At 69.5% G+C, this 25853-nt stretch carries 17 protein-coding genes; 10 read left to right on the forward strand and 7 right to left on the reverse strand.

Translation table 11 applies throughout. From position 1 onward, the window contains the following. Positions 1-6: 6 nt before the first annotated feature. From AC1PLR_RS11650 to AC1PLR_RS11680, 7 genes are all read left to right on the forward strand, one after another. Positions 7-528 (forward strand): 3-hydroxyanthranilate 3,4-dioxygenase, encoded by a 522-nt coding sequence (locus AC1PLR_RS11650; protein WP_010342512.1) that lies wholly within the window; start codon positions 7-9, stop codon positions 526-528. A gap of 31 nt (positions 529-559) precedes the next feature. Beyond that, the gene (locus AC1PLR_RS11655) at positions 560-2704 is read left to right on the forward strand and encodes an FUSC family protein (RefSeq protein WP_481101087.1); all 2145 of its coding nucleotides are present in this window, start codon (positions 560-562) and stop codon (positions 2702-2704) included. A gap of 124 nt (positions 2705-2828) precedes the next feature. After that, a complete protein-coding gene (gene kynU, locus AC1PLR_RS11660) occupies positions 2829-4100 on the forward strand; it encodes a kynureninase (RefSeq protein WP_481101088.1) in 1272 nt (423 codons plus the stop codon). A gap of 46 nt (positions 4101-4146) precedes the next feature. Then, positions 4147-5511 (forward strand): FAD-dependent oxidoreductase, encoded by a 1365-nt coding sequence (locus AC1PLR_RS11665; RefSeq protein ID WP_481101089.1) that lies wholly within the window; start codon positions 4147-4149, stop codon positions 5509-5511. 149 nt (positions 5512-5660) lie between these two features. After that, complete coding sequence (sbcB, locus tag AC1PLR_RS11670) at positions 5661-7100, forward strand: exodeoxyribonuclease I (RefSeq protein ID WP_420009681.1); 1440 nt, start codon at positions 5661-5663, stop codon at positions 7098-7100. Beyond that, positions 7097-7783, forward strand: a complete 687-nt coding sequence (locus AC1PLR_RS11675) for a DUF2461 domain-containing protein (RefSeq protein WP_481101090.1) — start codon at positions 7097-7099, stop codon at positions 7781-7783. Before sbcB ends, AC1PLR_RS11675 begins: the two co-directional genes overlap by 4 nt. A gap of 109 nt (positions 7784-7892) precedes the next feature. After that, positions 7893-8429: a DUF2939 domain-containing protein gene (locus AC1PLR_RS11680; RefSeq protein ID WP_481101091.1), complete on the forward strand. Its 537-nt coding sequence runs from the start codon at positions 7893-7895 to the stop codon at positions 8427-8429. A gap of 367 nt (positions 8430-8796) precedes the next feature. Here the strand turns inward: AC1PLR_RS11680 and AC1PLR_RS11685 are convergent, their stop codons facing one another. From AC1PLR_RS11685 to AC1PLR_RS11710, 6 genes are all read right to left on the reverse strand, one after another. Next, positions 8797-9738: a YncE family protein gene (locus tag AC1PLR_RS11685; protein ID WP_481101092.1), complete on the reverse strand. Its 942-nt coding sequence runs from the start codon at positions 9736-9738 to the stop codon at positions 8797-8799. A 254-nt stretch (positions 9739-9992) separates the two neighbouring features. Then, positions 9993-10805 carry a fused MFS/spermidine synthase gene (locus AC1PLR_RS11690; protein ID WP_481101093.1) on the reverse strand — a complete coding sequence of 271 codons (813 nt, stop codon included), beginning with the start codon at positions 10803-10805 and terminating at the stop codon, positions 9993-9995. After that, positions 10802-11767: a 5'-nucleotidase gene (locus tag AC1PLR_RS11695; protein WP_010342503.1), complete on the reverse strand. Its 966-nt coding sequence runs from the start codon at positions 11765-11767 to the stop codon at positions 10802-10804. Before AC1PLR_RS11695 ends, AC1PLR_RS11690 begins: the two co-directional genes overlap by 4 nt. Before the next feature lie 131 nt (positions 11768-11898). Next, positions 11899-12669, reverse strand: a complete 771-nt coding sequence (locus AC1PLR_RS11700; protein ID WP_029562019.1) for an NAD kinase — start codon at positions 12667-12669, stop codon at positions 11899-11901. 225 nt (positions 12670-12894) lie between these two features. Next, positions 12895-13521: a hypothetical protein gene (locus tag AC1PLR_RS11705; RefSeq protein WP_481101094.1), complete on the reverse strand. Its 627-nt coding sequence runs from the start codon at positions 13519-13521 to the stop codon at positions 12895-12897. A gap of 276 nt (positions 13522-13797) precedes the next feature. Further along, positions 13798-18915 carry an NAD-glutamate dehydrogenase gene (locus AC1PLR_RS11710; RefSeq protein ID WP_481101095.1) on the reverse strand — a complete coding sequence of 1706 codons (5118 nt, stop codon included), beginning with the start codon at positions 18913-18915 and terminating at the stop codon, positions 13798-13800. Between the two features lie 242 nt (positions 18916-19157). Between AC1PLR_RS11710 and AC1PLR_RS11715 the strand changes: the two genes are divergently transcribed. From AC1PLR_RS11715 to AC1PLR_RS11725, 3 genes are read left to right on the forward strand one after another with little or no spacing between them, the layout of a single operon-like run. Then, positions 19158-19811 (forward strand): TetR/AcrR family transcriptional regulator, encoded by a 654-nt coding sequence (locus AC1PLR_RS11715; protein WP_481101096.1) that lies wholly within the window; start codon positions 19158-19160, stop codon positions 19809-19811. Then, the gene (locus AC1PLR_RS11720; protein WP_104609489.1) at positions 19808-21091 is read left to right on the forward strand and encodes an efflux RND transporter periplasmic adaptor subunit; all 1284 of its coding nucleotides are present in this window, start codon (positions 19808-19810) and stop codon (positions 21089-21091) included. The genes AC1PLR_RS11715 and AC1PLR_RS11720 overlap by 4 nt, the downstream gene beginning before the upstream one ends. Before the next feature lie 12 nt (positions 21092-21103). Then, on the forward strand, positions 21104-24277 hold the full coding sequence (locus AC1PLR_RS11725) for a multidrug efflux RND transporter permease subunit (protein WP_420009673.1): 3174 nt from the start codon (positions 21104-21106) through the stop codon (positions 24275-24277). A 329-nt stretch (positions 24278-24606) separates the two neighbouring features. Here AC1PLR_RS11725 and AC1PLR_RS11730 read toward each other — a convergent pair whose 3' ends face one another. Next, complete coding sequence (locus AC1PLR_RS11730) at positions 24607-25755, reverse strand: acyl-CoA dehydrogenase family protein (RefSeq protein WP_209244784.1); 1149 nt, start codon at positions 25753-25755, stop codon at positions 24607-24609. Between the last annotated feature and the right edge of the window lie 98 nt (positions 25756-25853).

Consider the following 25853-nt stretch of genomic DNA (forward strand, 5'->3'; position numbering starts at 1 on the left):
ACCCGCATGCTCCCCGGCCCACTCAACCTGCACGCCTGGATCGACGCCCACCGCCACCTGCTCAAGCCGCCGGTGGGCAACAAGTGCCTGTATGCCGGCGACTTCATCGTCATGGTGGTCGGCGGGCCGAACGCGCGCAGCGACTACCACTACGACGAAGGCCCGGAGTGGTTCTACCAACTCGAAGGCGAGATGGTGCTGAAGATCCAGGAAGACGGCGCGGTGCGCGAGATCCCGATCCGTGCCGGCGAGACCTTCCTGCTGCCGCCCAAGGTGCCGCACTCGCCGCAGCGCGGACCCGACTCGGTCGGTCTGGTGATCGAGCGGCGACGCCTGCCGCACGAGCAGGACGGCCTGCTGTGGTTCTGCGAGCGCTGCAACCACCTGCTGCACGAAGCCTACTTCCCGCTGCAGGACATCGAGACCGACTTCCCGCCGGTGTTCGCGCGCTTCTATGCCTCCGAAGCGCTGCGCACCTGCGCCCGCTGCGGCCACGTGCATCCGCTGCCGGCGGCCGCCGCGCCGTGATCGCCTGGCGCCCGCGCCATTCGGGACCGCAATGCTGCGCAGCCTGATCGCGCTCAAGCCGCGCGACGTGCCGGTGCGCGTGGCCCTGCGCAACACCGCCGCGGTGGTCGCGCCGCTGGCGCTGGGCGTGGCCGCCGGCCATGCCGAGCTGGGCCTGGCGGTGTCCACCGGCGCGCTCAACACCATGTTCTCCGACCAGCCCGGCCCGTACCGGGCGCGGATGCAGCGCATGCTGATGGCCGCGCTGGCGGCCGGGGTCGCCGCGCTGCTCGGCATGCTGATCGGCGCGCATACCGTGGCGCTGGCACTGAGCGCGCTGCTGCTCGGCCTCGGCGGCGGCCTGCTGGTGGCGTTGGGCCCGGTGGCGGCGCGGGTCGGGCTGACCAGCATGATCCTGCTGGTGGTCAGCGCCGACGTGCGCTTGCCGGCGCTGCAGAGCGTGGGCGTGGCCACGCTGATCTTCGCCGGCGGCGTGCTGCAGATGCTGATGGCGCTGGCGGCCTGGCCGCTGCAGCGCTACCGCCCGGAGCGCTTCGCCCTGGCCGACCTGATGCGGCAGCTGGCCGGCATTGCCCGCCAGCGGCCGAGCGCGACCGCGGCGCCGCCGGCCACCGAGGCGGTGCTGGAGGCGATGGTGATGCTGCACGGCGAACACCGCTCGCGTGGGCGTGCGGTGCAGGCGTTCCGGGTCATCGCCGAATTGTGCGAACGCGCGCGGCTGGAACTACTGACCCTGGCCGACCTGCACGGACGCCTGGAGCCGGCATCGCCGGCGCGGCTGCCGATCGAACGCGTGCTCGAGCGCAGCGCGGTGGTGCTGGACCAGCTCGCGCACGCACTGGACAGCGCCGAGGACCCAGACGCGGCCACTGCGTCGATGACCGGATTCGACGATCTGGTGGACGCGCTGGCGCAGGTGCAGGCGCAGGCCGAGGACACCCGCGAACGCCGCCTGCTGCGCATCGCGGTGGCGCGCGCACAGGGCCTGGGCGGCCAGTTGCGCGCGCTGGCACGCAACGGCCGCTGGGCCAGCAGCCGCGGCGAGATCCAGGCCGAACTGGCCGAAGCGCAGTTGCCGGCGGCACTGCGCCCGCTGGCGCCGCTGCAGACCTTGCGGGCGAACCTGAATCTGTCCTCGGTGGCGTTCCGCCACGCGTTGCGCTGCGGGGTGTGCCTGGCGCTGGCGGTGCTGTTCGCGCGCTGGCAGGCGATCCCGCACGGCTACTGGATCCCGATGACCACGGCGATCGTGCTCAAGCCGGATTTCGGCGGCACCCTCAGCTTCGGTGCGCTGCGCGTGGCCGGCACCTTCGCCGGGCTGCTGCTGGCCACCGTGCTGGCCCACTTCGTGATGGACGGGGCGGTGGTGCGGCTGCTGTTGCTGACCGTGTTCTGCCTGGGATTCCGCCTGCTGACCCAGGTCAACTACGGGCTCGGCGTGGCGTCGCTGACCGGCATGCTGGTGCTGTTGCTGTCGTTCGAGGGCATGGCCCCGGGCGAGGCGATCGGCGAGCGCATTCAGGCCACCGTGCTCGGCAGCGCGCTGGCGCTGGCCGCCTACGCGCTGTGGCCGACCTGGGAACGCAAGCACATCCGCGCGATCCTGGCGCAGTTGCTGCTCGCCTACCGCGACCATCTCGACGCGGTGCTGGAAGGCCGCCTGCAGGCGCTGCCGGAGACCCGCGCGGCCTCGCGCACCGCGCGCACCAACGCGCAGGCCTCCATCGAACGCCTGCGCGGCGAGCCGCGACGCAAGCGCAACCTGCGCGAACTGACCCTGGCCGAGTCGGTGCTGGCCAACGGCAACCGGCTGATCCGCGCCTCGCTGGCGCTGGAGGCGGTGCTGCGCGATGCGCCGCCACCGCCGCCGCTGCCGGAACTGCAGCACTTCCGGCAGCAGGCGCATGCCGCGCTGACCGAACTGGCCGAGGGCCTGCGCAGCGGCACGCCACCGCCGCAGGCCAGCCTGCGCGCGGACGAGCGGCGCCTGGCCGAGGCGCTGGCCGCGCAGCCGCAGGACGGCAGCGACGGCGGCGCCCTGTCCGCACTGGGCGACACCAGCGACCGTGTCGCCGACAGCATCGGCACCCTCACCCATCTGGTCCGCAGTGCGCTGCTGCCGGCGACCGCGGCCACCAAGGAACATCCACCGGCGACCGCGCACCGCAGCGGGTGAACACCGCCGCGGCCTGCGCGCTCGGCAAGGCCCGCGCCGCAGCGCCCGCCCACGCCGCCCGGCAGTCACCTCACATCGTCCCGCACGCTCTAGACTCTCGCCCTGCTTCCCGGAACCAATGCCGATGAACGAGATCCTGTCCCGCCAGCACGCCATCGCCCTCGACGCCGCCGATCCGCTGCGCGCCCTGCGCCAGGAATTCCTGTTCCCGCAGCACCAAGGTGCCGACCAGGCCTATTTCGTCGGCAACTCGCTGGGCCTGCAGCCGCGCGGCGCGCGCGCCGCGGTGCAGGAGGTGCTGGACAAGTGGTCATCGCTGGCGGTGGAAGGCCATTTCAACGGCGATACCCAGTGGATGACCTACCACGAACTGCTGGCCGCGCCGCTGGCGCGGCTGGTCGGTGCGCATCCGCACGAAGTGGTGGCGATGAACACGTTGACGGTGAACCTGCACCTGCTGATGGTCAGCTTCTACCGGCCCACCCGCGAGCGCCCGGCGATCCTGATCGAGGCCGGCGCGTTTCCCTCCGACCAGCACGCGGTGGCCTCGCAGATCCGCTTCCACGGCTTCGACCCCGCCACCGACCTGATCGAAGTGCAGCCCGACGGCGCCGACGGCACCGTGTCGCTGGCGGCGATCGAACGCGCCATCGCCGAGCACGGCCCGCGCCTGGCGCTGGTGCTGTGGCCGGGCGTGCAGTATCGCACCGGCCAGGCCTTCGACCTGGCCGCGGTGGCGCGGCTGGCACGTGCGGCCGGCGCCGCGGTCGGCTTCGACCTGGCCCACGCCATCGGCAACGTGCCGCTGCAGCTGCACGATGCCGCCCCGGACTTCGCGGTGTGGTGCCACTACAAGTACCTCAACGCCGGGCCCGGCGCGGTCGCCGGCGCCTTCGTGCACGCGCGCCATGGCCACGGCGACACCCCGCGCTTCGCCGGCTGGTGGGGCCACGACAAGCGCACCCGCTTCCGCATGGCGCCCGAGTTCGTCGCCGCGCCCGGCGCCGACGGCTGGCAGCTGAGCAATCCGCCGATCCTGAGCATGGCGCCGCTGCGCGCCTCGCTGGACCTGTTCGAGCGCGCCGGGGCGGACGCGCTGCGGCAGAAGTCGCAGCAGCTCACCGGCTACCTGGAGACGCTGATCCGCGCCCGCCTGGCCGATACCCTGCAGATCATCACCCCGTCCGACCCGGCACAACGCGGCTGCCAGCTGTCGCTGCGCGTGGCCGGCGGCCGCGAGCGCGGCCGCGCCCTGTTCGAGTACCTGCAATCGGTCGGTGTGCTCGGCGACTGGCGCGAGCCGGACGTGATCCGGATCAGTCCGGTGCCGCTGTACAACCGCTACCGCGACGTCTACCGCTTCGTCGAGGAAGTGGAAACCTGGGCCGGCGTCTGAGCCGCCTTCTTCGCGCGGCCAGCGGCCGCGTCTTCCGGACACCGCATTGAACGCATCCCCCCGCAACATCACCCTGATCGGCGCCGGCCTGGCCGGCTCCCTGCTCGCCATCCTGCTCTCGCGCCAGGGCTGGCAGGTCACCGTCTACGAGCGCCGCGGCGACCCGCGCGTGCACGATTACGAGCGCGGCCGCTCGATCAACCTGGCCCTGGCCGAACGCGGCCTGCACGTGCTGCGCCAGGCCGGCGCCGATGCCGCGGTGATGGCCAAGGCGGTGATGATGCGCGGGCGCATGGTGCATTTCGCCGACGGCCAGCAGCAGTTGCAGCGCTATGGCCGCGACGACAGCGAGGTGATCTGGTCGGTGCACCGCAACGACCTCAACATCACCCTGCTGCAGCTGGCCGAGCAGGCCGGCGCACGCATCCACTTCTACCGGCGCCTGCACACCGTGGATTTCGACGCCGGCTATGCGCGTTTCATCGACGACCGCGACGACCAGCCGCACGACATCCGCTTCGACAGCATGATCGGCGCCGACGGCGCCGGCTCGGCGCTGCGCGCGGCGATGCAGCGCAAGGCGCCGATGGCCGAGCACATCGAGTTTCTCGACCACTCGTACAAGGAACTGGAGATCCCGCCCGGCGCCGACGGCGGCTTCCGCATCGAACCCAACGCCCTGCACATCTGGCCGCGCGGGCACTACATGTGCATCGCCCTGCCCAACCACGAAGGCACCTTCACCGTCACCCTGTTCCTGCCCAACAAGGGCGAGCCCAGCTTCGCCACCGTGCGCAACGGCGAGGAAGCGCTGGCGCTGTTCGCGCGCGATTTCGCCGATGCGCTGCCGCTGATGCCGCAACTGGCCGAGCACTGGGAGCAGCACCCACCGGGCCTGCTCGGCACCCTGCGCCTGGAGCGCTGGCACCTGGGCGGCCGCGCGGTGCTGCTGGGCGACGCCGCGCACGCGATGGTGCCGTTCCACGGGCAAGGCATGAACTGCGCGTTCGAGGACTGCGCGGCGCTGGCCGCGCACCTGCAGCGCGAGCCGGACCTGGCGCGCGCCTATGCCGCCTTCGAGGCCGAGCGCAAGCCCAACGCCGGCGCGATCCAGCAGATGGCGCTGGAGAACTACGTGGAAATGCGCGATCGCGTCGGCGACGCCGGCTTCCTGCTGCAGCGCGAACTCGGCCAGGCGCTGCAGGCGCGGCATCCCACCCGCTTCGTGCCGCACTACACCATGGTCACCTTCCTGCGCACGCCGTACGCGCAGGCGCTGGAACGCAGCGAGGTGCAGCGCGACATCCTGGTCCAGGCCACGCAGGGCCACAGCGATCTGTCGCGGATCGACTGGAACTGGCTGGAGCGCATCGTGCACACGCGACTGGAACCGCTGGAGGGGGCGCATTGAACCGGCGTAGCCTATCCGGGCACCCGCTCTTCCGTAGGAGCGGCTTCAGCCGCGACGGGCGTGACCAGGATTGTCTGTCGCGGCTGAAGCCGCTCCTACACGCATTCCCACGCTCCTAGCCTCGCCTGCCTCGCACCATTCGATTCGTCATGCCCGACAGCTTCCTCTTCTACGACCTGGAAACCTTCGGCGCCGATCCGCGGCGCACGCGCATCGCGCAGTTCGCCGCGGTGCGCACCGATGCCGAGCTGAACGTGATCGAGGAGCCGATCAGTTTCTTCGTCAAACCGGCCGACGACCTGCTGCCCTCGCCGGTCGCCACCCTCATCACCGGCATCGCCCCGCAGCAGGCCTTGCGCGAAGGCGTCAGCGAAGCCGAGGCGTTCGCGCGCATCGCCGAGCAGATGGCGCGGCCGCAGACCTGCACGCTGGGCTACAACTCGCTGCGCTTCGACGACGAGTTCGTGCGCCACGGCCTGTTCCGCAACTTCTACGATCCCTACGAACGCGAGTGGCGCAACGGCAACTCGCGCTGGGACCTGCTGGACATGCTGCGGCTGATGCACGCGCTGCGCCCGGAGGGTATCGTCTGGCCGCAGCGCGAGGATGGCGCCACCTCGTTCAAGCTGGAGCAACTGGCGCTGGCCAACGGCGTGCGCGACGGCGATGCGCACGAGGCACTGTCCGACGTGTACGCCACCATCGGCATGGCCCGGCACTTCCGCCGCAGCCAGCCGCGGCTGTGGGAGTACGCGCTGAAGCTGCGCGATAAGCGCTTCTGCGGCAGCCTGCTCGACGCGGTGGCGATGCAGCCGGTGCTGCACGTGTCGATGCGCTATCCGGCCGCGCGCCTGTGCGCGGCGCCGGTGCTGCCTTTGGCGCGGCACCCGCGCATCGACAGCCGGGTGCTGGTGTTCGACCTGGAAGGCGACATCGAGCCGCTGCTGCGCTATACGCCGGAACAGATCGCCGACCGCCTGTACACCCCGCAGGCCGACCTGCCCGAGGGCGAGCAGCGCATCCCGCTCAAGGAAGTGCATCTGAACAAGGCGCCGGCGCTGGTCGCCTGGGCGCACCTGCGCGAAGCGGATTTCGCCCGGCTGCGGCTGGACCCCGCGCAACTCCTGGCCAAGGCAGAGCGCCTGCGCGAGGCCGGCCCGGCGCTGGCGGAGAAGGTGCGGCGGGTGTTCGCCAGCGAGCGCGCCGCGGTACCGGCGGATGTCGACGCGTCGCTGTACGACGGCTTCCTGGCCGATGGCGACAAGCGCACGATGGCCCAGGTCCGCGCCACCCCACCGGCGCAACTGGCCGCGCTCGAAGGCCAGTTCCGCGATCCGCGCCTGCCCGAACTGCTGTTCCGCTACCGCGCGCGCAACTGGCCGCAGAGCCTGTCCATCGCCGAGCAGGCACGTTGGGACGATTACCGGCGGCAGCGCCTGCAGCAGGACAGCGGCCTGTCCGAACTGAACTTCGACGCGTTCTACGCGGAACTGGCCGGTTTACGCCTGGCTCACCCGCAAGATGCTACCAAGCAAGCCCTGCTCGACCAGTTGGCCGCCTGGGGCCACGACCTGCAACGCAGCCTATGACCAGCTACTTCAGCGACGCCAGCTTCAAGTTCCTGCGTGCCCTGGCGCGGCACAACGACAAGGCCTGGTTCAACGACAACCGGCACAAGTACGAAGAACACGTGCGCCAGCCGTTCCTGCGCCTGATCACCGACCTGCAGCCGGACCTGGCCCAGGTCAGCGAACATTTCCGCGCCGATCCGCGCGGCGTCGGCGGCTCGCTGTTCCGCATTCACCGCGACGCGCGCTTCTCCCACGACAAATCGCCGTACAAGACCTGGCAGGGTGCACGCCTGTTCCACGAGCGGCGCCAGCAGGTGCCTGCGCCGTCGTTCTACATCCACCTGCAGCCGGGCGAGAGCTTCGTCGGCGCCGGGCTGTGGCATCCGGAGCCGGACACCCAGCGCAAGGTGCGCCAGTTCATCTTCGACAATCCCGGCAGTTGGAAGGCCGCCGCGCATGCGCCGGCGCTGCGCCGCCGCTTCGACTTCGAGGAAAGCGAGATGCTGGTGCGCCCGCCGCGTGGTTTCCCGGCCGACTTCGAATGCATCGACGACCTCAAGCACAAGAACTGGGTGTTCTGGCGTCAGCTCGACGACGCCACCATGACCGGCCCACGGCTGCGCACGCAGATCGCCGCCGACCTGCAGACGCTGGGCCCGTTCGTGGACTATCTGTGCGCGGCGCTGGACCTTGAGTTCTGAGACGCAGCGCTCCCCGTAGGAGCGGCTTCAGCCGCGACAGGCATCACCGGTAACGCGTCGCGGCGGAAGCCGCTCCTACAGAAGGCGCACACGCGCAACGAGGCACACGATGAAGAAATGGCTGGCCTTGCTGTTCCTCGCCCTGCTCGCCCTCGGCGGCTACGTCGTCGCCGGGCCTTACCTGGCCATCCGCGGCATCGACCAGGCGCTGCGCGAGCGCGATGCGGCGGCGCTGGAGCGCTATGTCGACTTCCCCACCCTGCGGGTCAACCTCAAGGCCCAGGTGGACGATGCGCTGGTGCGCCGCGCTGGTCCGGACCTGCAGTCCAGCCTGTTCGGCGGTGCGCTGCTGTCGCTGGCCGGCGGCCTCGGCGGGATGAGCGTGGACGCGCTGGTCACGCCGGCCGGCATCGGCGCGCTGATGCAGGGCGACGCGTTGTGGAAACGCGCCAGCGGCGACACCGTCGGCGGCGATACCTACGCCGCGCCGCGCCCGCCGCAACCGCTGCGCCAGGCCGAGCACCGCTTCGAATCGACCACGCGCTTCGTCGCCACCGTGCACACCGCCGACGGTACCGCGGTGCCGTTCGTGTTCACCCGCGACGGGCTGCAGTGGAAGCTCAGCAATATCCTGTTGCCGTTGTAGGCGATGGCGGCGGCGTGCGACTGGGCTGGATCCCCTTTCAGAACATCTCCAGCACCCCGTTTTGCCTGGCATCGTCCTGTCTCGTAGGAGCGGCTTCAGCCGCGACGAGGCAGCCCATGCGTGGCTGTCGCGGCTGAAGCCGCTCCTACGGGTGCGCCCTGTCTTGATCGGAGGCGACCTTAAGTCGCGACGACCAAAGCGCGGACGTCTCATCAAACAGTATGCAGTCGGGACTGAAGTCCCTCCCACAGGAGGCACATCGGGCCGCCCCTGCCCTTCGTTGCCTGCAGGGCTGATCAACTGTTCGACCAGGCGCACATCGGCAGTCCTCCAGCGTTGCCTGCCTGGCCTCAACACGGGAGCGTCGCTACAACTGCAGGCAGATCAGCTCGGATACTTCCGGATCGCCAGCGCTACGCCACAGGTTTCGGGTAGCGAACGCGCACCCGACGTCCGGGCACATCAGCGCGATCTCGAACGCCGGCGGCGCCTGCACCCAGCGGTGTGGTGCGCATTCTTCGGTGAGGAAGGACGCGACACCCATCTGAACATGCCGCGCTTGCTCGCCCGTCGTCGCCGTGGTGGCGGCCACCGTCAGCATGCGGCCATCGCGGGTGACCGCGATGCTCCAGAAGTCGGTGCCGAGGTCGATCTCCGTCACCGACGTGTACGGCGGGTCCATGAAGCCGGCGCTCGCGGTCGATGCCGCCCACGACACGCGGTTGCCGTCGACGATGCGGCCGGGTCCGAGCGAGAGCCACAGGCGGCCGTGTCCGTCCATCGCCGAGTGGCAGATCGGCGGTATCCGTGCGATGCGCTTGGGCGGCTGCGGCAGTCCCGGCTCGGCCAGCCAGAGACTGCCCTCGGCCGCGACGACCAGGATCTTCCCATCGGGCGTCGCGTGCAGCTGCAATTCCTCCGCCAGCGCCCTGCGCCGCACGCTGCCATCCGCCAGACTGATGGCGCTGAGCTGTGCGGAGCGGGCATTGACCGCATGCACATGGCCACCGAGCGGCAGCAGGCGATCGATATACCGCGGAATGCGCGACGTCCACTTTTCCGCGACGCGCAGCGTGCCGGCCTCGAGTCGGAACAGCCTGGTATCGGTGGCCGCCAGCACGCTGCCCTCGCCGTCGCTGGCGAAGGCCCGCGCCTGGTTGCCGAGGGCGACCGACGCCACTTCGTCGCCTGTCGCCAGGGACAGCGCGCGCACCCGCAGCGCGCCGAAGCTCACGCCCCATCCATCCGCGACCAGCACCTGCCCGGCCCGCTCGTCCAGCCAGAGTCGATGGGCGGCCACGCCGGGCACGGTGGTCCGCCACAGAATCGTGGCAGCCTCGGGATGTGCGCCCGCGTGCGCAGGCGGGGACGCAGCTGACTCGTGTTGCGGACGCATCGATGCGCGGACTCTTCCATCAAACGAGCGGGAATTCTTGCAAATCGCAACTGAGTGCAACGTATTTGCCAGCGCTGTGTTTGCCAGCAATGGCGTGCAACGTCCGGCAGGCGCCGTGTGCGAACGATGCGCGCGCAACCCAATGACCGGATACCGCCAGACCCCGCCTAGCGCGGCGCGCCCGACCCCGTCCTGCCCGCCAGCGCCTGCTGCACGCGCCGGAACGGCGTGCGCAGTTGCCAGCGTGCCGACCATGGCAGGCGTGCCAGGGCCGCGTGCACGTCCAGCGCCGGCAGCGCGCCGGTCCAGGCAAACACCACGTGGTTGTCCATCTGCGGCTCGTCCAGGCGCAGCACGCGGCCGCCGAACAGTGCACGCAGATGCGTCAGATGGCGGCGGGTGTCGGTGTCGTACAGGTTTACCGCCAGCACCCCACCCGGTGCCAGCGCCGCGTGGCAGTCTTCGTAGAAGCCGCGGCTGAGCAGCGCGGCCGGGATGCCGTCGGCGTCGTAGGCGTCGAGCAGCAGCAGGTCGTAGCGATCGCGCCGTTGCCGCAGCAACCGCGCGCCGTCGCCGTGCACAGCCTCGAAGCGCGCGTCGTCGTCCGGGATGCGGAACGCCGCGCGCAGGGCCAGCACGTCGGCGTCGGCCTCGATCGCCTCGATCCGCGCCTGCGGCAGGTGCCGATAGCAGAACTTGGCCTGCGAACCGCCGCCGAGGCCGACGATGCCGATCCGCCGCGGGTCCGGGCGCAGCAGCAGCGCGCCAAGCATGCTGCGGGTGTAGCCCACCTGCAGCACGTCCGGCCACCAGGTGTACATACGGCTCTGGGTCACTTCGCCCTTGAACTGCAGGCTGGTGTAGCGCCAGCCGTGGCGCACGTAGGGTCGTCCGGGACGCAGGTCGGCGGGCGCGTCCGCTCCCTGCCGCAGCAGGCGGCGCAGCGCGGCCCAGCGGCCGCCGCCGGGCGCCGCACTCACGGCTTGGCGATGTCGTTGGCGACCCCGTGCGGCACATGCCCGGCGGCGACGCGCTCGCGGGCGGCGCTGTCGATGTTGTGCTGCGAATCGTCGAAGAAGATGTCCGCGCCGAACGCCTGCAGGAACGGGCCCTTGTGGCGGCCGCCGAGGAACAGCGCCTCGTCCAGGCGCACGCCCCATTCGCGCAGGGTGCGGATCACCCGCTCGTGCGCCGGCGCCGAGCGCGCGGTGACCAGCGCGGTGCGGATCGGCGAGGCTTCGCCGGCCGGGAACGCGGACTGCAGCGCGTGCAGCGCCGACAGGAAATTGCGGAACGGCCCGCCGGTCAGCGGCTCGCGGGCGTTCTCGCGCTCGTAGCGGCCGAACGCTTCGACGCCCTGCTCGCGCGAGAAGCGCTCGCCCTCGTCGCCGAAGATCACCGCATCGCCATCGAAGGCGATGCGCAGCTGCGTGGAGAGACGGTCGGCGTCGATCGCGCCAGCCGCCGCGGCCGCTTCCTGCGCGTGCTCGCCGGGTGGCTTGGGCAGGATGGTCGCCGCGGCGATGCCGTGGCTGAGCGCGCGGCGCACCGACTCCGGATTGGCCGACAGGAACAGGTCGGTGCCGAACGGCTTGACGTAGGGCCAGGTCGCCTCGCCGGAGGTGAAGGTGGCACGCACGATGCCCAGGCCGTAGTGCTGGATCGAATTGAAGATGCGCAGCCCGGTGTCGGCGGAATTGCGCGAGAGCAGAATCACCTCCACCGGCGGCGTCTCCGGCGGCGTGCCCTGGTTCAGCGCCAACAGCTTGCGCACCACCGGAAACGCCACCCCGGGCGTCAGCACATCGTCCTCGCGCTCGCGCTGATACGCGCTGTACGCCTCCACCCCCTCCCGCTCGAACAGAGCATGGCCCTCTTCCAGATCGAACAGGGCGCGCGAGGTGACCGCGACGGTGAGCAGACGGGGGGAGTTGTCGGACATGAGAGCAGGGATTCGGCAGTGGGGATTGGGGATTGGCAAAAGCGGGCAAAGGGATCGGAAGGTGCACAGAGGAATCGGAGAACGCGGTGCGCTGTTACGAATCCCCAATCCCGACTCCCGAATCCCCGCCCCTACACCATAAATTGCTCGCTCAAGATCCGCTCCTCCAGGTTGTGTTCCGGATCGAACAGCAAGGTGACCAGGCGGTCGCGGGATTCGCGGATGGTGACTTCGACCACGTCGCGGGTCTCGTGCGAGTCGGCGGTGACGCTGACCGGGCGCTTGTACGGGTCCAGCACGCGAAAGCGCACTTCGATGTCGGCCTTGAGGATCGCGCCGCGCCAGCGCCGCGGCCGGTACGGGGCGATCGGGGTCAGCGCCAGGGTGTGCGAGCCCAGCGGCAGGATCGGCCCGTGCGCGGAGGAGTTGTAGGCGGTGCTGCCGGCCGGGGTGGACACCAGCACGCCGTCGCAGATCAGTTCGTCGACGCGGGTCTGACCGTTGAGGTCGATGCTCACGTGCGCGGCCTGGCGGGTCTGCCGCAGCAGCGAGACCTCGTTGTAGGCCAGCGAGCCGGTGGTGGCGCCGGATTCGGTCTGCGCCAGCATTTCCAGCGGCCGCAGCTTGGCCGGTTCGGCCAGCGCCAGGCGCGCGACCAGGTCGTCGTCGCGGAACTGGTTCATCAGGAAGCCGACCGTGCCCAGCTTCATGCCGAACACCGGCTTGCCCAGGCTGCCGTGGCGGTGCAGGGTCTGCAGCATGAAGCCGTCGCCACCGAGCGCGCACAGCACGTCGGCGTCGGCCGGCTCGCAGTCTCCGTAGCGTGTCACCAATTGTTCGCGCGCGTGCTGCGCCTCCGGCGCGACGCTGGCGAGGAAACAGATGCGGGGCGAGGACGGCAGGACGGAAGCATTCATGGCCCCGATCATACCCGCGGCGCCATGACTGGCGCGCGCCGGCGCACCGGCGACACCTATTTGCGGTCGCAGCGATGGCGCTGTCTGCGCTCGCCGCGGATGGCGCGTGCGCCTGCGCTGCGCTTGCGATCAGCCCCTGTGCCGGAACGCGTCCGCAGTCCCGACGATTGCCGTCCGGGCCTGCGGCCGAGCCTTGTCGCGCGGTCCGGCCTATCTGCCGGACAGGTAATCGTCGCGCGCGGTGTGCGCGGCCTGCTCCTGCATCGCCTGGCGCACCGGCGCCGGCACCAGCGGGGTCAGATGCGCCCGCACCTGCTGCGCCAGTTCCACCGACCTGATCTCGCCCATGCCCTCCTGCTTGCGCGCATCGGCCAGGCACAGCCAGTACCAGGCGCGCGCGTCGTCCCTGCACGCCTCCGGGCCGCAGGCCTGGATCCAGGCAAGTTCGGGCTCCCAGCCAGCGCCCGCGCACCAGCCGGGACGGCTCCATTCGGCCAGCAGCGCGGCATGGTCGGGCGTGGTGCCCACGCCCATAAAACGACGGCGGCCGTACTCGCGCAAGGCCACGCTGCAACCACAGATGTCCAGCCAGGTGCGGGCATGGACCGCACGCTTCAGTGCGGCCAGCGCTGCGGCCTGCTCGCCCTTGGCGTCCAGTTGCAGAAACAGCGCATACGCGGCATCGCCAACGGATGCCCTGGACAGGGCGCGCAAGCGCCTCAGGTCGCCCTGTCGCGCCTGCTGCAGCGCCTGTTGCAGCCGCACCTCCAGCGGGGGCTGCCGTGCCTGGATGACGATCCACAACAGGATCAGCGCGGGGATGGCCAGGAACCACATGATGCGTCTCGAAAGAAGGCGCTGCAGGCGAATGCGCCGCACGGCACGGATGGGATCGGCTCGATTTCCAGAATCGCCCTGCTATGCGCAACGCGGTCGACAACAGCAGCGGGGTGTTCCGATCTGGCCATCGACGCGAGCAACAGTGCGATGCGGCGCGCCCGCCAAGGACGCGTCGCCGCAAGCGCAGGCGACCCGCCAGGCGGTACCACGCGATGACGCGGTACCGCCGTGGGCCAGGTCCGCGAGCGCGGACCTGGCCATCGACACGCGACCTCAGACGCCGTGCGCCGCCAACTGGCCCAACCGCTGCACCGCCACCGACACCGTCGGGTAGTCCAGGGTCTTCTGCGCGGCCAGCTCCTGCAGCATGCTCAGGGTGAAACGCAGGCTGCTGTCGTCGCGCTGCAGCCAGTGCTGCACCTTGGCCTCGGCGGTGCCGCCCGGCAGGCTCAGCGCCTGGCCGGCCAGCGCGCTGTGGTGCTTGGCCAGTTCGTCGCGCAGCACGCCGCGTGCCACCGCATGCCAGCGGCCGTTGACCTCCAGCGCGTCGATCTGCTCGAACAGCCACGGCAACTGCAGCGCCTCGCCCAGGCGGAAGTGCACCTTGGAGACTTCCACCGGCTTGAGCTTGCGGGTGCGCGCCATTTCGATGATGTCGAACGCCGGCTCCAGGAAGCGCAGTTCCGACAGCTGCTGCGCCAGTGCCGGCGGCAGGCCCTTGTCCTGCCACTCCTGCACCAGGGCCTCGTAGCGCGGACGCTGCGAATCGGGCAGCACGCCGGAGGCGACGCGGATGTCGTTGAACGGCTCGTAGTAGCGCTCCACCGCCGCGGTGATGCCCGGCATCGGGCCCGGACGGAACAGCAGCCAGCGCACGAAGGCGCGCTGCAGCGTCCAGATCACCTCCAGCGCGTCGATCTGCACCGACTCGGGCACCTTGCCGTCCAGCGCGTCGATCTGCGTCCACAGCGCGCGCGCATCAAGCGTCTCGCGGCTGATGGTGTAGGCCTTGGCGACCTCGGCGATGCTGCGGCCGGTGTCTTCCTGCATACGCATCAGGAAGGTGGCGCCCATGCGGTTGATGGTGGTGTTGGTCACCGCGGTGGCGATGATCTCGCGCTTGAGGCGGTGCCGCTCCATCGCGTCGGCGTACTTCTTCTGCAGCGGCTGCGGGAAGTAGCGCTGCAGTTCCTTGGACAGGTACGGGTCCTCGGGGATGTCCGATTCCAGCAGCTGCTGGAACGCCACCAGCTTGGAATAGGACAGCAGCACCGCCAGTTCCGGCCGGGTCAGGCCCTGGCCGCGGGCCTTGCGCGCGGAGATCTCCGCGTCCGAGGGCAGGTATTCGATCTGCCGGTCGAGCAGGCCCTGCGCTTCCAGGGTGCGGATGAAGTGCTGCTTGGAGCCCAGGCGCTTGACGCTCATCCGCTCCATCAGGCTCAGCGCCTGGTTCTGGCGGATGTTGTCCCACAGCACCAGCTCGGCGACCTCGTCGGTCATCGACGCCAGCAGCTTGTTGCGCGCCTCCAGGGTCAGCTTCTTGGCCTGCACCACGTCGTTGAGCAGGATCTTAATGTTGACCTCGTGGTCGGAGGTGTCCACACCGGCCGAGTTGTCGATGAAGTCGGTGTTGAGCAGCACGCCGACCTGCGCGGCCTCGATGCGACCGAGCTGGGTCAGGCCGAGGTTGCCGCCCTCGCCGACGATCTTGCAGCGCAGTTCGCCGCCGTTGACGCGCAGGCCGTTGTTGGCGCGGTCGCCGACGTCGCCGTGGGTTTCGCTGGCGGCCTTGACGTAGGTGCCGATGCCGCCGTTCCAGAACAGGTCCACCGGCGCCTTGAGGATGGCGTTCATCAGGTCGTTCGGCGAGAGCTGCTTGACGCCCGGCTCCAGGCCCAGCGCCTCGCGCACCGGCGCGCTGATCTCGATCGACTTGAGCGTGCGCGGATAGATGCCGCCGCCGGCGCTGATCAGCTTGGCGTCGTAATCGGCCCAACTGGAGCGCGGCAGCTTGAACAGGCGCTCGCGCTCGGCGAAGGACGCTGCCGCGTCCGGGTTCGGGTCGAGGAAGATGTGGCGGTGGTCGAACGCGGCCAGCAGGCGGATGTGGCGCGACAGCAGCATGCCGTTGCCGAACACGTCGCCGGACATGTCGCCGATGCCCACGCAGGTGAAGTCCTCGTTCTGGCAGTCGCGGCCCAGCGCGCGGAAGTGGCGCTTGACCGACTCCCAGGCGCCGCGCGCGGTGATGCCCATGCCCTTGTGGTCGTAGCCGACCGAGCCGCCGGAGGCGAACGCGTCGCCCAGCCAGAAGCCGTGGTCCAGCGCCAGGCCATTGGCGATGTCGGAGAAGGTGGCCGTGCCCTTGTCGGCGGCGACCACCAGGTACGGGTCGTCCTGGTCGTGGCGCACCACCTGCGGCGGCGGCACGATCTTGCCGCCGACGATGTTGTCGGTGATGTCCAGCAGGCCCTGGATGAACAGCTTGTAGCAGGCGATGCCTTCGGCCAGCACCGCGTCGCGGTCGCCGCCGACCGGCGGGCGCTTGCAGAAGAAGCCGCCCTTGGCGCCGACCGGCACGATCACCGTGTTCTTGACCATCTGCGCCTTGACCAGGCCCAGCACCTCGGTGCGGAAGTCCTCGCGCCGGTCGGACCAGCGCAGGCCACCGCGCGCCACCGCGCCGAAGCGCAGGTGCACGCCTTCCACGCGCGGGCCGTACACGAAGATCTCGCGGTACGGACGCGGCTTGGGCAGATCCGGCACCTTGGCCGAATCCAGCTTGAAGCTGATGCAGTGGCCCAGCCCGCCATCGGCGTTGCGCTGGTAGTGGCTGGTGCGCAGGGTCGCCTCGATCACGCCCTTGAAGCTGCGCAGGATGCGGTCCTCGTCCAGGCTCGCCACCTGGTCGAACAGCTTCAGCAGCGCGGCCGAGACCGCCTCCAGTTGCGCCTCTCGGTTGCCGCTGCGCGCGTCGATCACCGGCTGCAGCGCCTTCAGCGCGGCCTCGTCGCCGTGGGCGAGCAGGCGCAGCTGCGCCGCCAGCGCGGCCTGGCCTTCGGCGATCTGCGCCTTGCTCTCGCTGCCGGTGGCCGGATCGAAGCGCGCCTCGAACAGTTCCACCAGCAGCCGTGCCAGCAGCGGATAGCGGTTGCAGGTCTCTTCCACGTAGGCCTGCGAGAACGGCACGCCGGTCTGCAGCAGGTACTTGCAGTAGCCGCGCAGCACCGCGACCTGGCGCCAGCTCAGGCTGGCGCCGACGATCAGGCGGTTGAAGCCGTCGTTCTCGGCGTCGCCGCGCCAGATCCGCACGAACGCCTCGCACAGCGGCGCGTCGGCGGCTTCCACGTCGATGCTGCCGGCCAGCGGCTCGACCTCGAAGTCCTGGATCGACAGCGGCGTGCCGTCCACTACCAGCCGGTACGGACGCTCGGAGATGACCCGCAGGCCCAGGTTCTCCATCATCGGCAGCACGTCCGACAACGGCAGGTCGTCGTGCTGGCGGTACAGCTTCAGGCGCAGGCTGTCGGCGCCGTCGCGGCGCAGCGCCTGCAGGCTCAGGTGCAGGTCTTCCGGGCCGCGCAGCGCGGCCAGGCGCTCGACGTCGCGCGCGGCGATCTGCGCGGTCGACTCCTCGATGTAGCCGGCCGGCAGCGCGCGGCCGTAGCCGGCGGCCAGGCGCAGGCCATCGCGCTCGCCGCGGCTGGCCACCAGCGCCTCGCGCAGGTCGTCGTGCCAGTTGCGCAGCAGGTGCGCCAGGCGCGATTCCAGTTCGGTGGTGTCGAACTCCAGCGCCTCGCCCGGCTTCGGCCGCACGATCATGTGCAACTGCGCCAGCGGCGATTCGCCCAGCACCACGTTGGAATCGATGTATTCGCCGTGCAGCGCGTCCTTCAGCAATGCCTCGATGCGCAGGCGCACGTCGGTATTGAAGCGCTCGCGCGGGATGTACACCAGCGCGGAAATGAAACGGCCGTACTTGTCGCGGCGCAGGAACAGGCGGCTGCGCACCCGCTCCTGCAGGCCGAGGATGCCCATCGCGGTGCGGTACAGCTCTTCCTCGTTGGACTGGAACAGTTCCTCGCGCGGCAACGTCTCCAGGATGTGGCGCAGCGCCTTGCCGCTGTGGCTGCTCGGGGTCAGCTCGGACTTACGCATGACCGAGTCGAAGCGCTCGCGCACCAGCGGAATCTCCCACGGGCGGCGGTTGTAGGCGCTGGAGGTGAACAGGCCGAGGAAGCGCTGCTCGGCGATGATGCGGCCCTTGGCGTCGAACTCCAGCACGCCGATGTAGTCCATGTAGCCGCTGCGGTGCACCCGCGAACGCGCATTGGTCTTGGTCAGGATCAGCGCTTCCTTGGTGCCGGACTCGCTGAGGCCGTGCGCGGCCAGCGTGCGCACCGGCCGCGCCGGCGACTTGTCCTGCCCGCGCAGCAGGCCCAGGCCGCTGTCTTCCAGCGGCGCCAGCACGTCTTCGCCGCCCTGCTTCTCTACGCGGTACTCGCGGTAGCCGAAGAAGGTGAAGTGGTCGGCCGCGGCCCAGCGCAGGAATTCCTGCGCCTCGCGCCGGCCCTTGTCGTCCACCGGCAGGCGCCGGGTGGTCAGGTCGTCGGCCAGCGCCAGCATCTTCTCGCGCATGCTGCCCCAGTCGCGCACGATGTTGCGCACCTCGCCGAGGATGCGCCGGATCGCCGCTTCCACCTGCGCCATGTCTTCCGGCGGCTGCCGGTCGATCTCCAGCGCCATCAGCGATTCCGCCTTGCCCTCGCCCACGTTCTCCAGCGTGCCGCTCTTGTCGCGCTGCATGCGCAGCACCGGATGGCCCAGCACGTGCACGCCGATGCCCAGTTCCGCCAGCGCCATGCTCACCGAATCGACCAGGAACGGCATGTCGTCGTTTACGATCTGCAGCACCGTGTGCGACGACTCCCAACCGTCGTCCTTCAGATTCGGATTGAACACCCGCACGTTGACCGTGCCCGGCTTGCGCTTGCGCGCAAATTCCAGCATCGACGCGGCCAGCGCCGCCCACTCCTGCGCGCTGTGGTGGGGGAACTCGTCCTCCTCCATGCGCTTGTAGAACTCCTCGGCGAACGTCTGCGCTTCCTCCTGGCGGGCGGCCGGATAGCGCTTGCGCAGCGCCGCGAACACCGGGGTCAGGCTGAAACCGCTGGCGGCGGGCGCCGCGTCGATCACCTTGGCCGTGGCCGGCACGGTCGCGGCCAGCTTTGGCGGCGTCGCGGCCTTGCGCGGGGCGGCGGGCTTGGCCGCAGGCTTGGCGGCCGCCTTGGTCTTGGCAGGTGCCTTGGCCGGCTTGGTGGCGGACGGGGTCGCGGTGGTGCGGGTGGCGGCCGGAGATTTGGAACGGGAAGCGGCGTGTTTGGGTTTCATGACGGAGAGCAGCAGCGATGCTCGATGGGAAAGCGCGAATTGTACCGGTGCCTCGTTCAACTACCTTGCTGCATCGCAAACCGAAGGCGTGGCGAAGACGACGCGCCAGATCACGCAAAGTGTCTACAACATCGTCGTCACGCGGTGGTCACCATGCTTTCCCTGACCGGGCTGTTGTCAGCAAGAACGCCCCGGTGTCAAGGCTGTTCTAATTCTAAACTGGACGGTATAGTCCACAATCGATGAACACCCCCCTCGCCTCTGCCGCACAGCGCCAGGCGCGCGACCAGCGCGTGTACGCCGCCGTGCGCGAGCTGCTGGCCGAGGAAGGCATGGGCCTGAGCATGGAGGCGGTGGCCGCACGCGCCGGCTGCTCCAAGCAGACCCTGTACAGCCGCTACCGCAGCAAGCAGGGCCTGCTGCGGCGGGCGATGCAGGATCACCTGGACCTGGCCACCGCGCACCTGGAGCCGGTGCAGGACGACCTGCGCGGCAGCCTGCTGCGCTTCGCCTGCGAATACCTGGAGCAGTTGTCGGAACCGCGGGTGCTGCAGAGTTGCCAGCTGATCGCCGCCGAGTCGCGGCACTTCCCCGACGAAGCGCGCGCCATGTTCCGCGACAGCGCCGGTGCGCTGATGCAGCGCCTGGGCGAATGCCTGCGCGGCGCCATCGCCCGCGACCAGCTCCGGCATGACGATCCGCACTTCATGGCCGAACTGCTGTTGAGCATGATCGTCGGCATGGATTTCGAGCGTCAGCGCTTCCACAGCGCGCATCGCGGCGACGCCGCCGCGCAGCGCGCCTGGGCCGAGTTCGCCGTGGACGGCTTTTTGCGCGCGTTCGCCGCCGCCCCTTCCCTTTCTTCTACAAAACCAGACCGGAGTACCACCCGATGACCTCCCCGTTGCGTTCTCTCGCCCTGGCCTGCGCCGTCGTGGTGGTGTTGGCGTCCTGCAAGAAACAGGAGCAGCAGCAGGCCATGCCGCCGCCGGAAGTGGGCGTGCTGCAGGCACAGCCGCAGACCGTCCCGCTGCAGCGCGACCTGGTCGGCCGCCTGTCCGCGTTCCGCAGCGCCGATGTGCGCGCCCGCGTGGCCGGCGTGCTGGAAAAGCGCCTGTACACCGAAGGCACCGACGTCAAGGAAGGCCAGCCGCTGTTCCAGATCGACCCGGCGCCGCTGCGGGCGACGCTGGCCTCCGCGCAGGGCCAGCTGGCCGCGGCGGAAGCCACCTACGCCAATGCCAAGGCCGCCGCCGCCCGCGCGCGTAGCCTGGCGCCGCAGGCCTACGTGTCCAAGTCCGACCTGGACAACGCCGAGGCCACCGAGCGCAGCTCCGCCGCCTCGGTGCAGCAGGCCCGCGCGGCGGTCGAAACCGCGCGCATCAATCTCGGCTACGCCACCGTCACCGCGCCCATCGCCGGCCGTGCCGGCAAGCAGCAGGTCACCGAGGGCGCATTGGTCGGCCAGGGTGACAGCACCCTGCTGACCACCATCGACCAGCTCGACCCGCTGTACGTCAACTTCTCGATGAGCGCCGACGAACTGGCGCAGCTGCGCCAGGCGCAGACCGAGGGCAACGTCGCCCTCAACGCCGAGGACAAGTCCACCGTGCAGATCAAGCTCGGCGACGGCAGCACCTATGCGCATGCCGGCACCCTGGACTTCTCCGGCGCCGCGGTCGACCCGAGCACCGGCTCGGTGACGCTGCGCGCGTTGCTGCCGAACCCGGACCGGGTGCTGCTGCCCGGCGCCTTCGTCAGCTTCGCGGCCAACCTGGGCGAGCGCAAGGACGTGTACCTGATCCCGCAGGCGGCGGTGCTGCGCGACGCCAAGGGCCCCTACGCCATGGTGGTGGGCAAGGACGGCAAGGTGGTGCGCAAGGACCTGACCACCGCCGGCCAGCAGGGCGACAAGTGGATCGTCAGCGGCGGCCTGCAGAGCGGCGACCAGGTCGTGGTCAGCGGCCTGCCCAAGGTCAAGGAAGGCGCACCGGCCGTGGCCAAGCCGTGGGACCCGAACGCCGCCGCCCAGGGCCAGGGCCCGGGTGCCGGCGCGGCGCCCGGCCAGGGCGCGCAAGGCGCCGCGGCGCCGGCCAAGGGCGCCGCCCCGGCGCAGGGTGCAGCGCACGGCGACACGCCGGACGCCGCCTCGCATTCCGACCAGCCGAAGCAGTAACGGACTCCCCCCATGCCTAAGTTCTTCATCGAACACCCGGTCTTCGCCTGGGTGGTGGCGATCCTGATCTCGCTCAGCGGCGTGATCGCCATCCTCAATCTCGGCGTCGAGTCGTATCCCTCGATCGCCCCACCCCAGGTCACCGTCACCGCCACCTATCCCGGCGCCAGCGCCAGCACCACCGAACGCTCGGTCACCCAGGTGATCGAGCAGCAGCTGACCGGCATCGACCACCTGCTGTACTTCAGCTCGTCGTCGTCCTCCAGCGGCACCGCCACCATCACCCTGACCTTCGAGACCGGCACCGACGCGGACATCGCCCAGGTACAGGTGCAGAACAAGGTGTCGCTGGCCACCCCGCGCCTGCCCTCGGAAGTGACCGCGCAGGGCGTGGTGGTGGCCAAGGCCAACGCCGGCTTCCTCAGCGTGATCGCGCTGCGTTCGGACAACCCGTCGATCGACCGCGACGCGCTCAACGACATCGTCGGGTCGCGCGTGCTGGAGCAGATCTCGCGCGTGCCCGGCGTCGGCAGCACCCAGCAGTTCGGTGCCGAATACGCCATGGACATCTGGCTGAACCCGGAGAAGCTGCAGGGTTACCACATGTCCGCCAACGACGTGTACACCGCGATCCGCGCGCAGAACGTGCAGTTCGCGGCCGGTTCGCTGGGGTCGGACCCGGCGCCGCAGGGCCAGTCGTTCACCGCCACGGTCAGCGCCGAGGGCCGCTTCACCTCGCCCGAGCAGTTCGAGAACATCATCCTGCGCGCCGACGGCAACGGCACCGTGGTGCGGCTGAAGGACGTGGCCCGGGTCGCGTTCGGCCCGACCAACTTCGGTTTCGACACCCAGTACAACGGCAAGCCCACCGGCGCCTTCGCCATCCAGCTGCTGCCGGGCGCCAACGCACTGAACGTGTCGGCGGCGGTCAAGTCCAAGATGGACGAGCTGCAGCCCAGCTTCCCACAGGGCGTCACCTGGTTCACGCCGTACGAGAGCACCACCTTCGTCAAGATCTCGATCGAGGAAGTGGTCAAGACCCTGGCCGAGGCGATCGTGCTCGTGTTCCTGGTGATGCTGGTGTTCCTGCAGAACTTCCGCGCCACCATCATCCCAACCCTGGTCATCCCGGTGGCGCTGCTGGGCACCTTCCTGGGCATGTGGGCGATCGGCTTCACCATCAACCAGCTGACCCTGTTCGCGATGGTGCTGGCGATCGGCATCGTGGTCGACGACGCGATCGTGGTGATCGAGAACGTCGAACGCATCATGTCCGAGGAGCACCTGGCGCCGAAGGCGGCCACGCACAAGGCGATGACCCAGATCACCGGCGCGGTGGTGGCGATCACCGTGGTGCTGGCGGCGGTGTTCATTCCCTCGGCGATGCAGCCGGGCGCGGCCGGCGCGATCTACAAGCAGTTCGCGATCACCATCGCCATGTCGATGGCGTTCTCGGCGTTCCTGGCGCTGAGCTTCACCCCGGCGCTGTGTGCGGCGTTCCTCAAGCCCACCCACAACGACAACCCGAACTGGGTCTACCGCACCTTCAACAAGTACTACGACAAGCTGTCGCATCGCTACGTCGGCGCGGTCGGCAGCACCATCCGCCGCGCGCCGCGCTGGATGGCGGTGTTCGCGCTGCTGTTGGTGCTGTGCGGCTTCCTGTTCACGCGCATGCCGGGCAGCTTCCTGCCGGAAGAGGACCAGGGCTTCGCGCTGGCGATCGTGCAGTTGCCGCCGGGTGCGACCAAGACCCGCACCAACGAGGTGTTCGCGCAGATGCGCGGCGTGCTGCAGCAGCAGAAGGCGGTCGAAGGCATGCTGCAGGTGGCCGGCTTCAGCTTCCTGGGCCGCGGCGAGAACGTGGGCATGGGCTTCATCCGGCTCAAGCCCTGGGACGAGCGCGACATCGCCGCCGGCGACCTGATCCAGCAGTTGAACGGCATGTTCTACGGCATCAAGGATGCGCAGATCTTCGTGGTCAACCTGCCGACCGTGCAGGGCCTGGGCCAGTTCGGCGGCTTCGACATGTGGCTGCAGGACCGCAGCGGTCAGGGCGAGGAAGCCCTGCTGCAGGCGCGCAACATCGTGCTCGGCAAGGCCGCGCAGCGCCAGAACGCGCTGGCCGGCGTGCGTCCGAACGGCCTGGAGAACTCGCCGCAGCTGCAGTTGAAGGTGGATCGCGTGCAGGCGCAGTCGATGGGCCTGTCGGTGAGCGACATCTACCAGTCGATCCAGCTGATGCTGGCGCCGGTGTACGTCAACGACTTCTTCTACGAAGGCCGCATCAAGCGCGTCAACATGCAGGCCGACGCGCCGTTCCGCACCGGTCCGGAGTCGCTGCGCAACTTCTATGTGCCCAGCAGTACGTCCACCGACAGCAGCGGCCTGCCGCAGATGATCCCGCTGAGCACGGTGGTGAGCTCGGACTGGATCTACAGCTCGCCGTCGCTGAGCCGCTACAACGGCTACTCGGCGGTCAACATCGTCGGCAACCCGGCGCCGGGCGGCAGCTCCGGCCAGGCGATGAGCGCGATGGAGGACATCGTCAACAACGACCTGCCGCCGGGCTTCGGTTTCGACTGGAGCGGCATGTCGTACCAGGAAATCATCGCCGGCAATACCGCGACGCTGCTGCTGGTGCTGTCGATCGTGGTGGTGTTCCTGTGCCTGGCGGCGCTGTACGAGAGCTGGTCGATCCCGGTGTCGGTGCTGCTGGTGGTGCCGATCGGCGTGCTCGGCGCGGTGGCGTTCTCGCTGCTGCGCGGCCTGCCCAACGACATCTACTTCAAGATCGGCCTGATCACGGTGATCGGCCTGGCCGCCAAGAACGCGATCCTGATCGTCGAGTTCGCGGTGGAACAGCGGGCGATGGGCAAGACCCTGCGCGAGGCCGCGGCCGAGGCGGCGCACCTGCGCTTCCGCCCGATCCTGATGACCTCCTTCGCGTTCATCCTCGGCGTGCTGCCGATGGCGATCTCCACCGGCGCCGGCGCCAACGCCCGCCACGCCATCGGTACCGGCGTGATCGGCGGCATGCTGTTCGCCACCGTGCTGGGCGTGCTGTTCATCCCGCTGTTCTTCGTGATGGTGCGGCGCATGCTCGGCGACAAGCTGGACGAGCCGTCGAAGGAATTCACGCAGATGCAGGAAGCGGGCCTGTCGCGGCACCAGCCGGATCGCTGAGGAGCCGGGAGTGGGGATTCGGGAGTGGGGATTCGTGAGGCGAGACCCACTCCTGGTCCTGATGCCTCTCTGTAGAAACAAACAAAAAGCGGCCGCAAGGCCGCTTTTTTTGTCCGGGAACCTGGTTGGGAAGCGCCATCGGACATCCTATGCAGTCTGAGCGCTTCTTGAAGGCCGAGCGCTCCTTGTGGGAGGGACTTCAGTCCCGACGCAGTGCAGCCCGAACGCCACTATTCCTTTCCCACAAAAAGAAAAGCGGCCTCGCGGCCGCTTCTCCTGATCCTCAACCGATTCGGGAACCGGCGAATCCCCAATCCCCACTCCCGGCCTCACCGCAACCCGGTCTCGTTGCGCGCGATCACCAGGCGCTGGATCTCGCTGGTGCCCTCGTAGATCTCGGTGATCTTGGCATCGCGGAAGTAACGCTCCAGCGGCATTTCCTTGGAGTAGCCCATGCCGCCGTGGATCTGCACCGCCTGGTGGGTGATCCACATCGCCGCCTCGGAGGCGGTCAGCTTGGCCACCGAGGCCTCGGTGGTGAAACGCTGGCCTTGCCCCTTCAGCCAGGCCGCGCGCAAGGTCAGCAGCAGCGCCGCATCCAGCTTGCACTTCATGTCGGCGATCTTGGCCTGGGTCATCTGGAACGCACCGATCGGCGAACCGAACGCCTTGCGCTCCTTCACGTACTCCAGGGTCGCCTCGTAGGCGGCGCGGGCCAGGCCGATCGCCTGCGAGGCGATGCCGATGCGGCCGGCGTCGAGCACGCTCATCGCGATCTTGAAGCCCTCGCCCGGCGTGCCCAGCACCTCGTCGGCGCTGGCCACATAGTCCTGGAACTCGATCTCGCAGGTGGCCGAGGCGCGGATGCCCAGCTTGGGCTCGGTCTTGCCGCGGTGGAAGCCGGGCTTGTCGGTGTCGACCACGAAGGCGGTGATGCCGCGCGCCCCCTTGTCCGGCTCGCTCATCGCGAACAGCACGATGTACTTGGCGACCGGGCCGGAGGTGATCCAGCTCTTCTTGCCGTTGATGACGAAGCTGCCGTCGTCCTGGCGCACCGCGCGGCACCGCATCGCGGTGGCGTCGGAGCCGGACTGCGGCTCGGTCAGCGCGAAGGCGCCGATCTCGCGGCCTTCGGCGATGGCGCGCACATACTTCTGCTTCTGCTCCTCGTTGCCGTTCTTGAGAATGCCGGCGCAGAACAGCGAGTTGTTGACCGACACGATGGTCGAATGGGCGGCATCGCCGGCGGCGATCTCCACCATCGCCAGCACGTAGGCGATCGGGTCCATGCCGGCACCGCCGTATTCCTCCGGCACCTCGATGCCCATCAGCCCGTTCTCGCCCAGCAGGCGGATGTTCTCCAGCGGGAATTCGCCGGTGCGGTCGTGGTGCTCGGCGCTGGGGGCGATCCGCTCCTGGGCGATGCGCCGCGCCACGTCCTGGATCATCAATTGCTCTTCGGTAAAGCTGAAATCCACGTCGAACCCCTCCCGGGCTTGTTGGTGCGGCCATTGTAGCCGTGCCGACCATACGCTGGCGTGTGCAACTTGACCGGAACCGCCGCCCGGACCAAAAT

Source organism: Xanthomonas sp. NCPPB 3570 (assembly GCF_056725115.1).

Excerpts from the sequence above, each read along its gene's own strand:
- AC1PLR_RS11650 (WP_010342512.1), top strand. The coding sequence starts at position 7 with ATGCTCCCCGGCCCACTCAACCTGCACGCCTGGATCGACGCCCACCGC.
- AC1PLR_RS11655 (WP_481101087.1), top strand. The coding sequence starts at position 560 with ATGCTGCGCAGCCTGATCGCGCTCAAGCCGCGCGACGTGCCGGTGCGC.
- kynU (WP_481101088.1), top strand. The coding sequence starts at position 2,829 with ATGAACGAGATCCTGTCCCGCCAGCACGCCATCGCCCTCGACGCCGCC.
- sbcB (WP_420009681.1), top strand. The coding sequence starts at position 5,661 with ATGCCCGACAGCTTCCTCTTCTACGACCTGGAAACCTTCGGCGCCGAT.
- AC1PLR_RS11675 (WP_481101090.1), top strand. The coding sequence starts at position 7,097 with ATGACCAGCTACTTCAGCGACGCCAGCTTCAAGTTCCTGCGTGCCCTG.
- AC1PLR_RS11680 (WP_481101091.1), top strand. The coding sequence starts at position 7,893 with ATGAAGAAATGGCTGGCCTTGCTGTTCCTCGCCCTGCTCGCCCTCGGC.
- AC1PLR_RS11695 (WP_010342503.1), bottom strand. The coding sequence starts at position 11,767 with ATGTCCGACAACTCCCCCCGTCTGCTCACCGTCGCGGTCACCTCGCGC.
- AC1PLR_RS11705 (WP_481101094.1), bottom strand. The coding sequence starts at position 13,521 with ATGTGGTTCCTGGCCATCCCCGCGCTGATCCTGTTGTGGATCGTCATC.
- AC1PLR_RS11710 (WP_481101095.1), bottom strand. The coding sequence starts at position 18,915 with ATGAAACCCAAACACGCCGCTTCCCGTTCCAAATCTCCGGCCGCCACC.
- AC1PLR_RS11715 (WP_481101096.1), top strand. The coding sequence starts at position 19,158 with ATGAACACCCCCCTCGCCTCTGCCGCACAGCGCCAGGCGCGCGACCAG.
- AC1PLR_RS11720 (WP_104609489.1), top strand. The coding sequence starts at position 19,808 with ATGACCTCCCCGTTGCGTTCTCTCGCCCTGGCCTGCGCCGTCGTGGTG.
- AC1PLR_RS11725 (WP_420009673.1), top strand. The coding sequence starts at position 21,104 with ATGCCTAAGTTCTTCATCGAACACCCGGTCTTCGCCTGGGTGGTGGCG.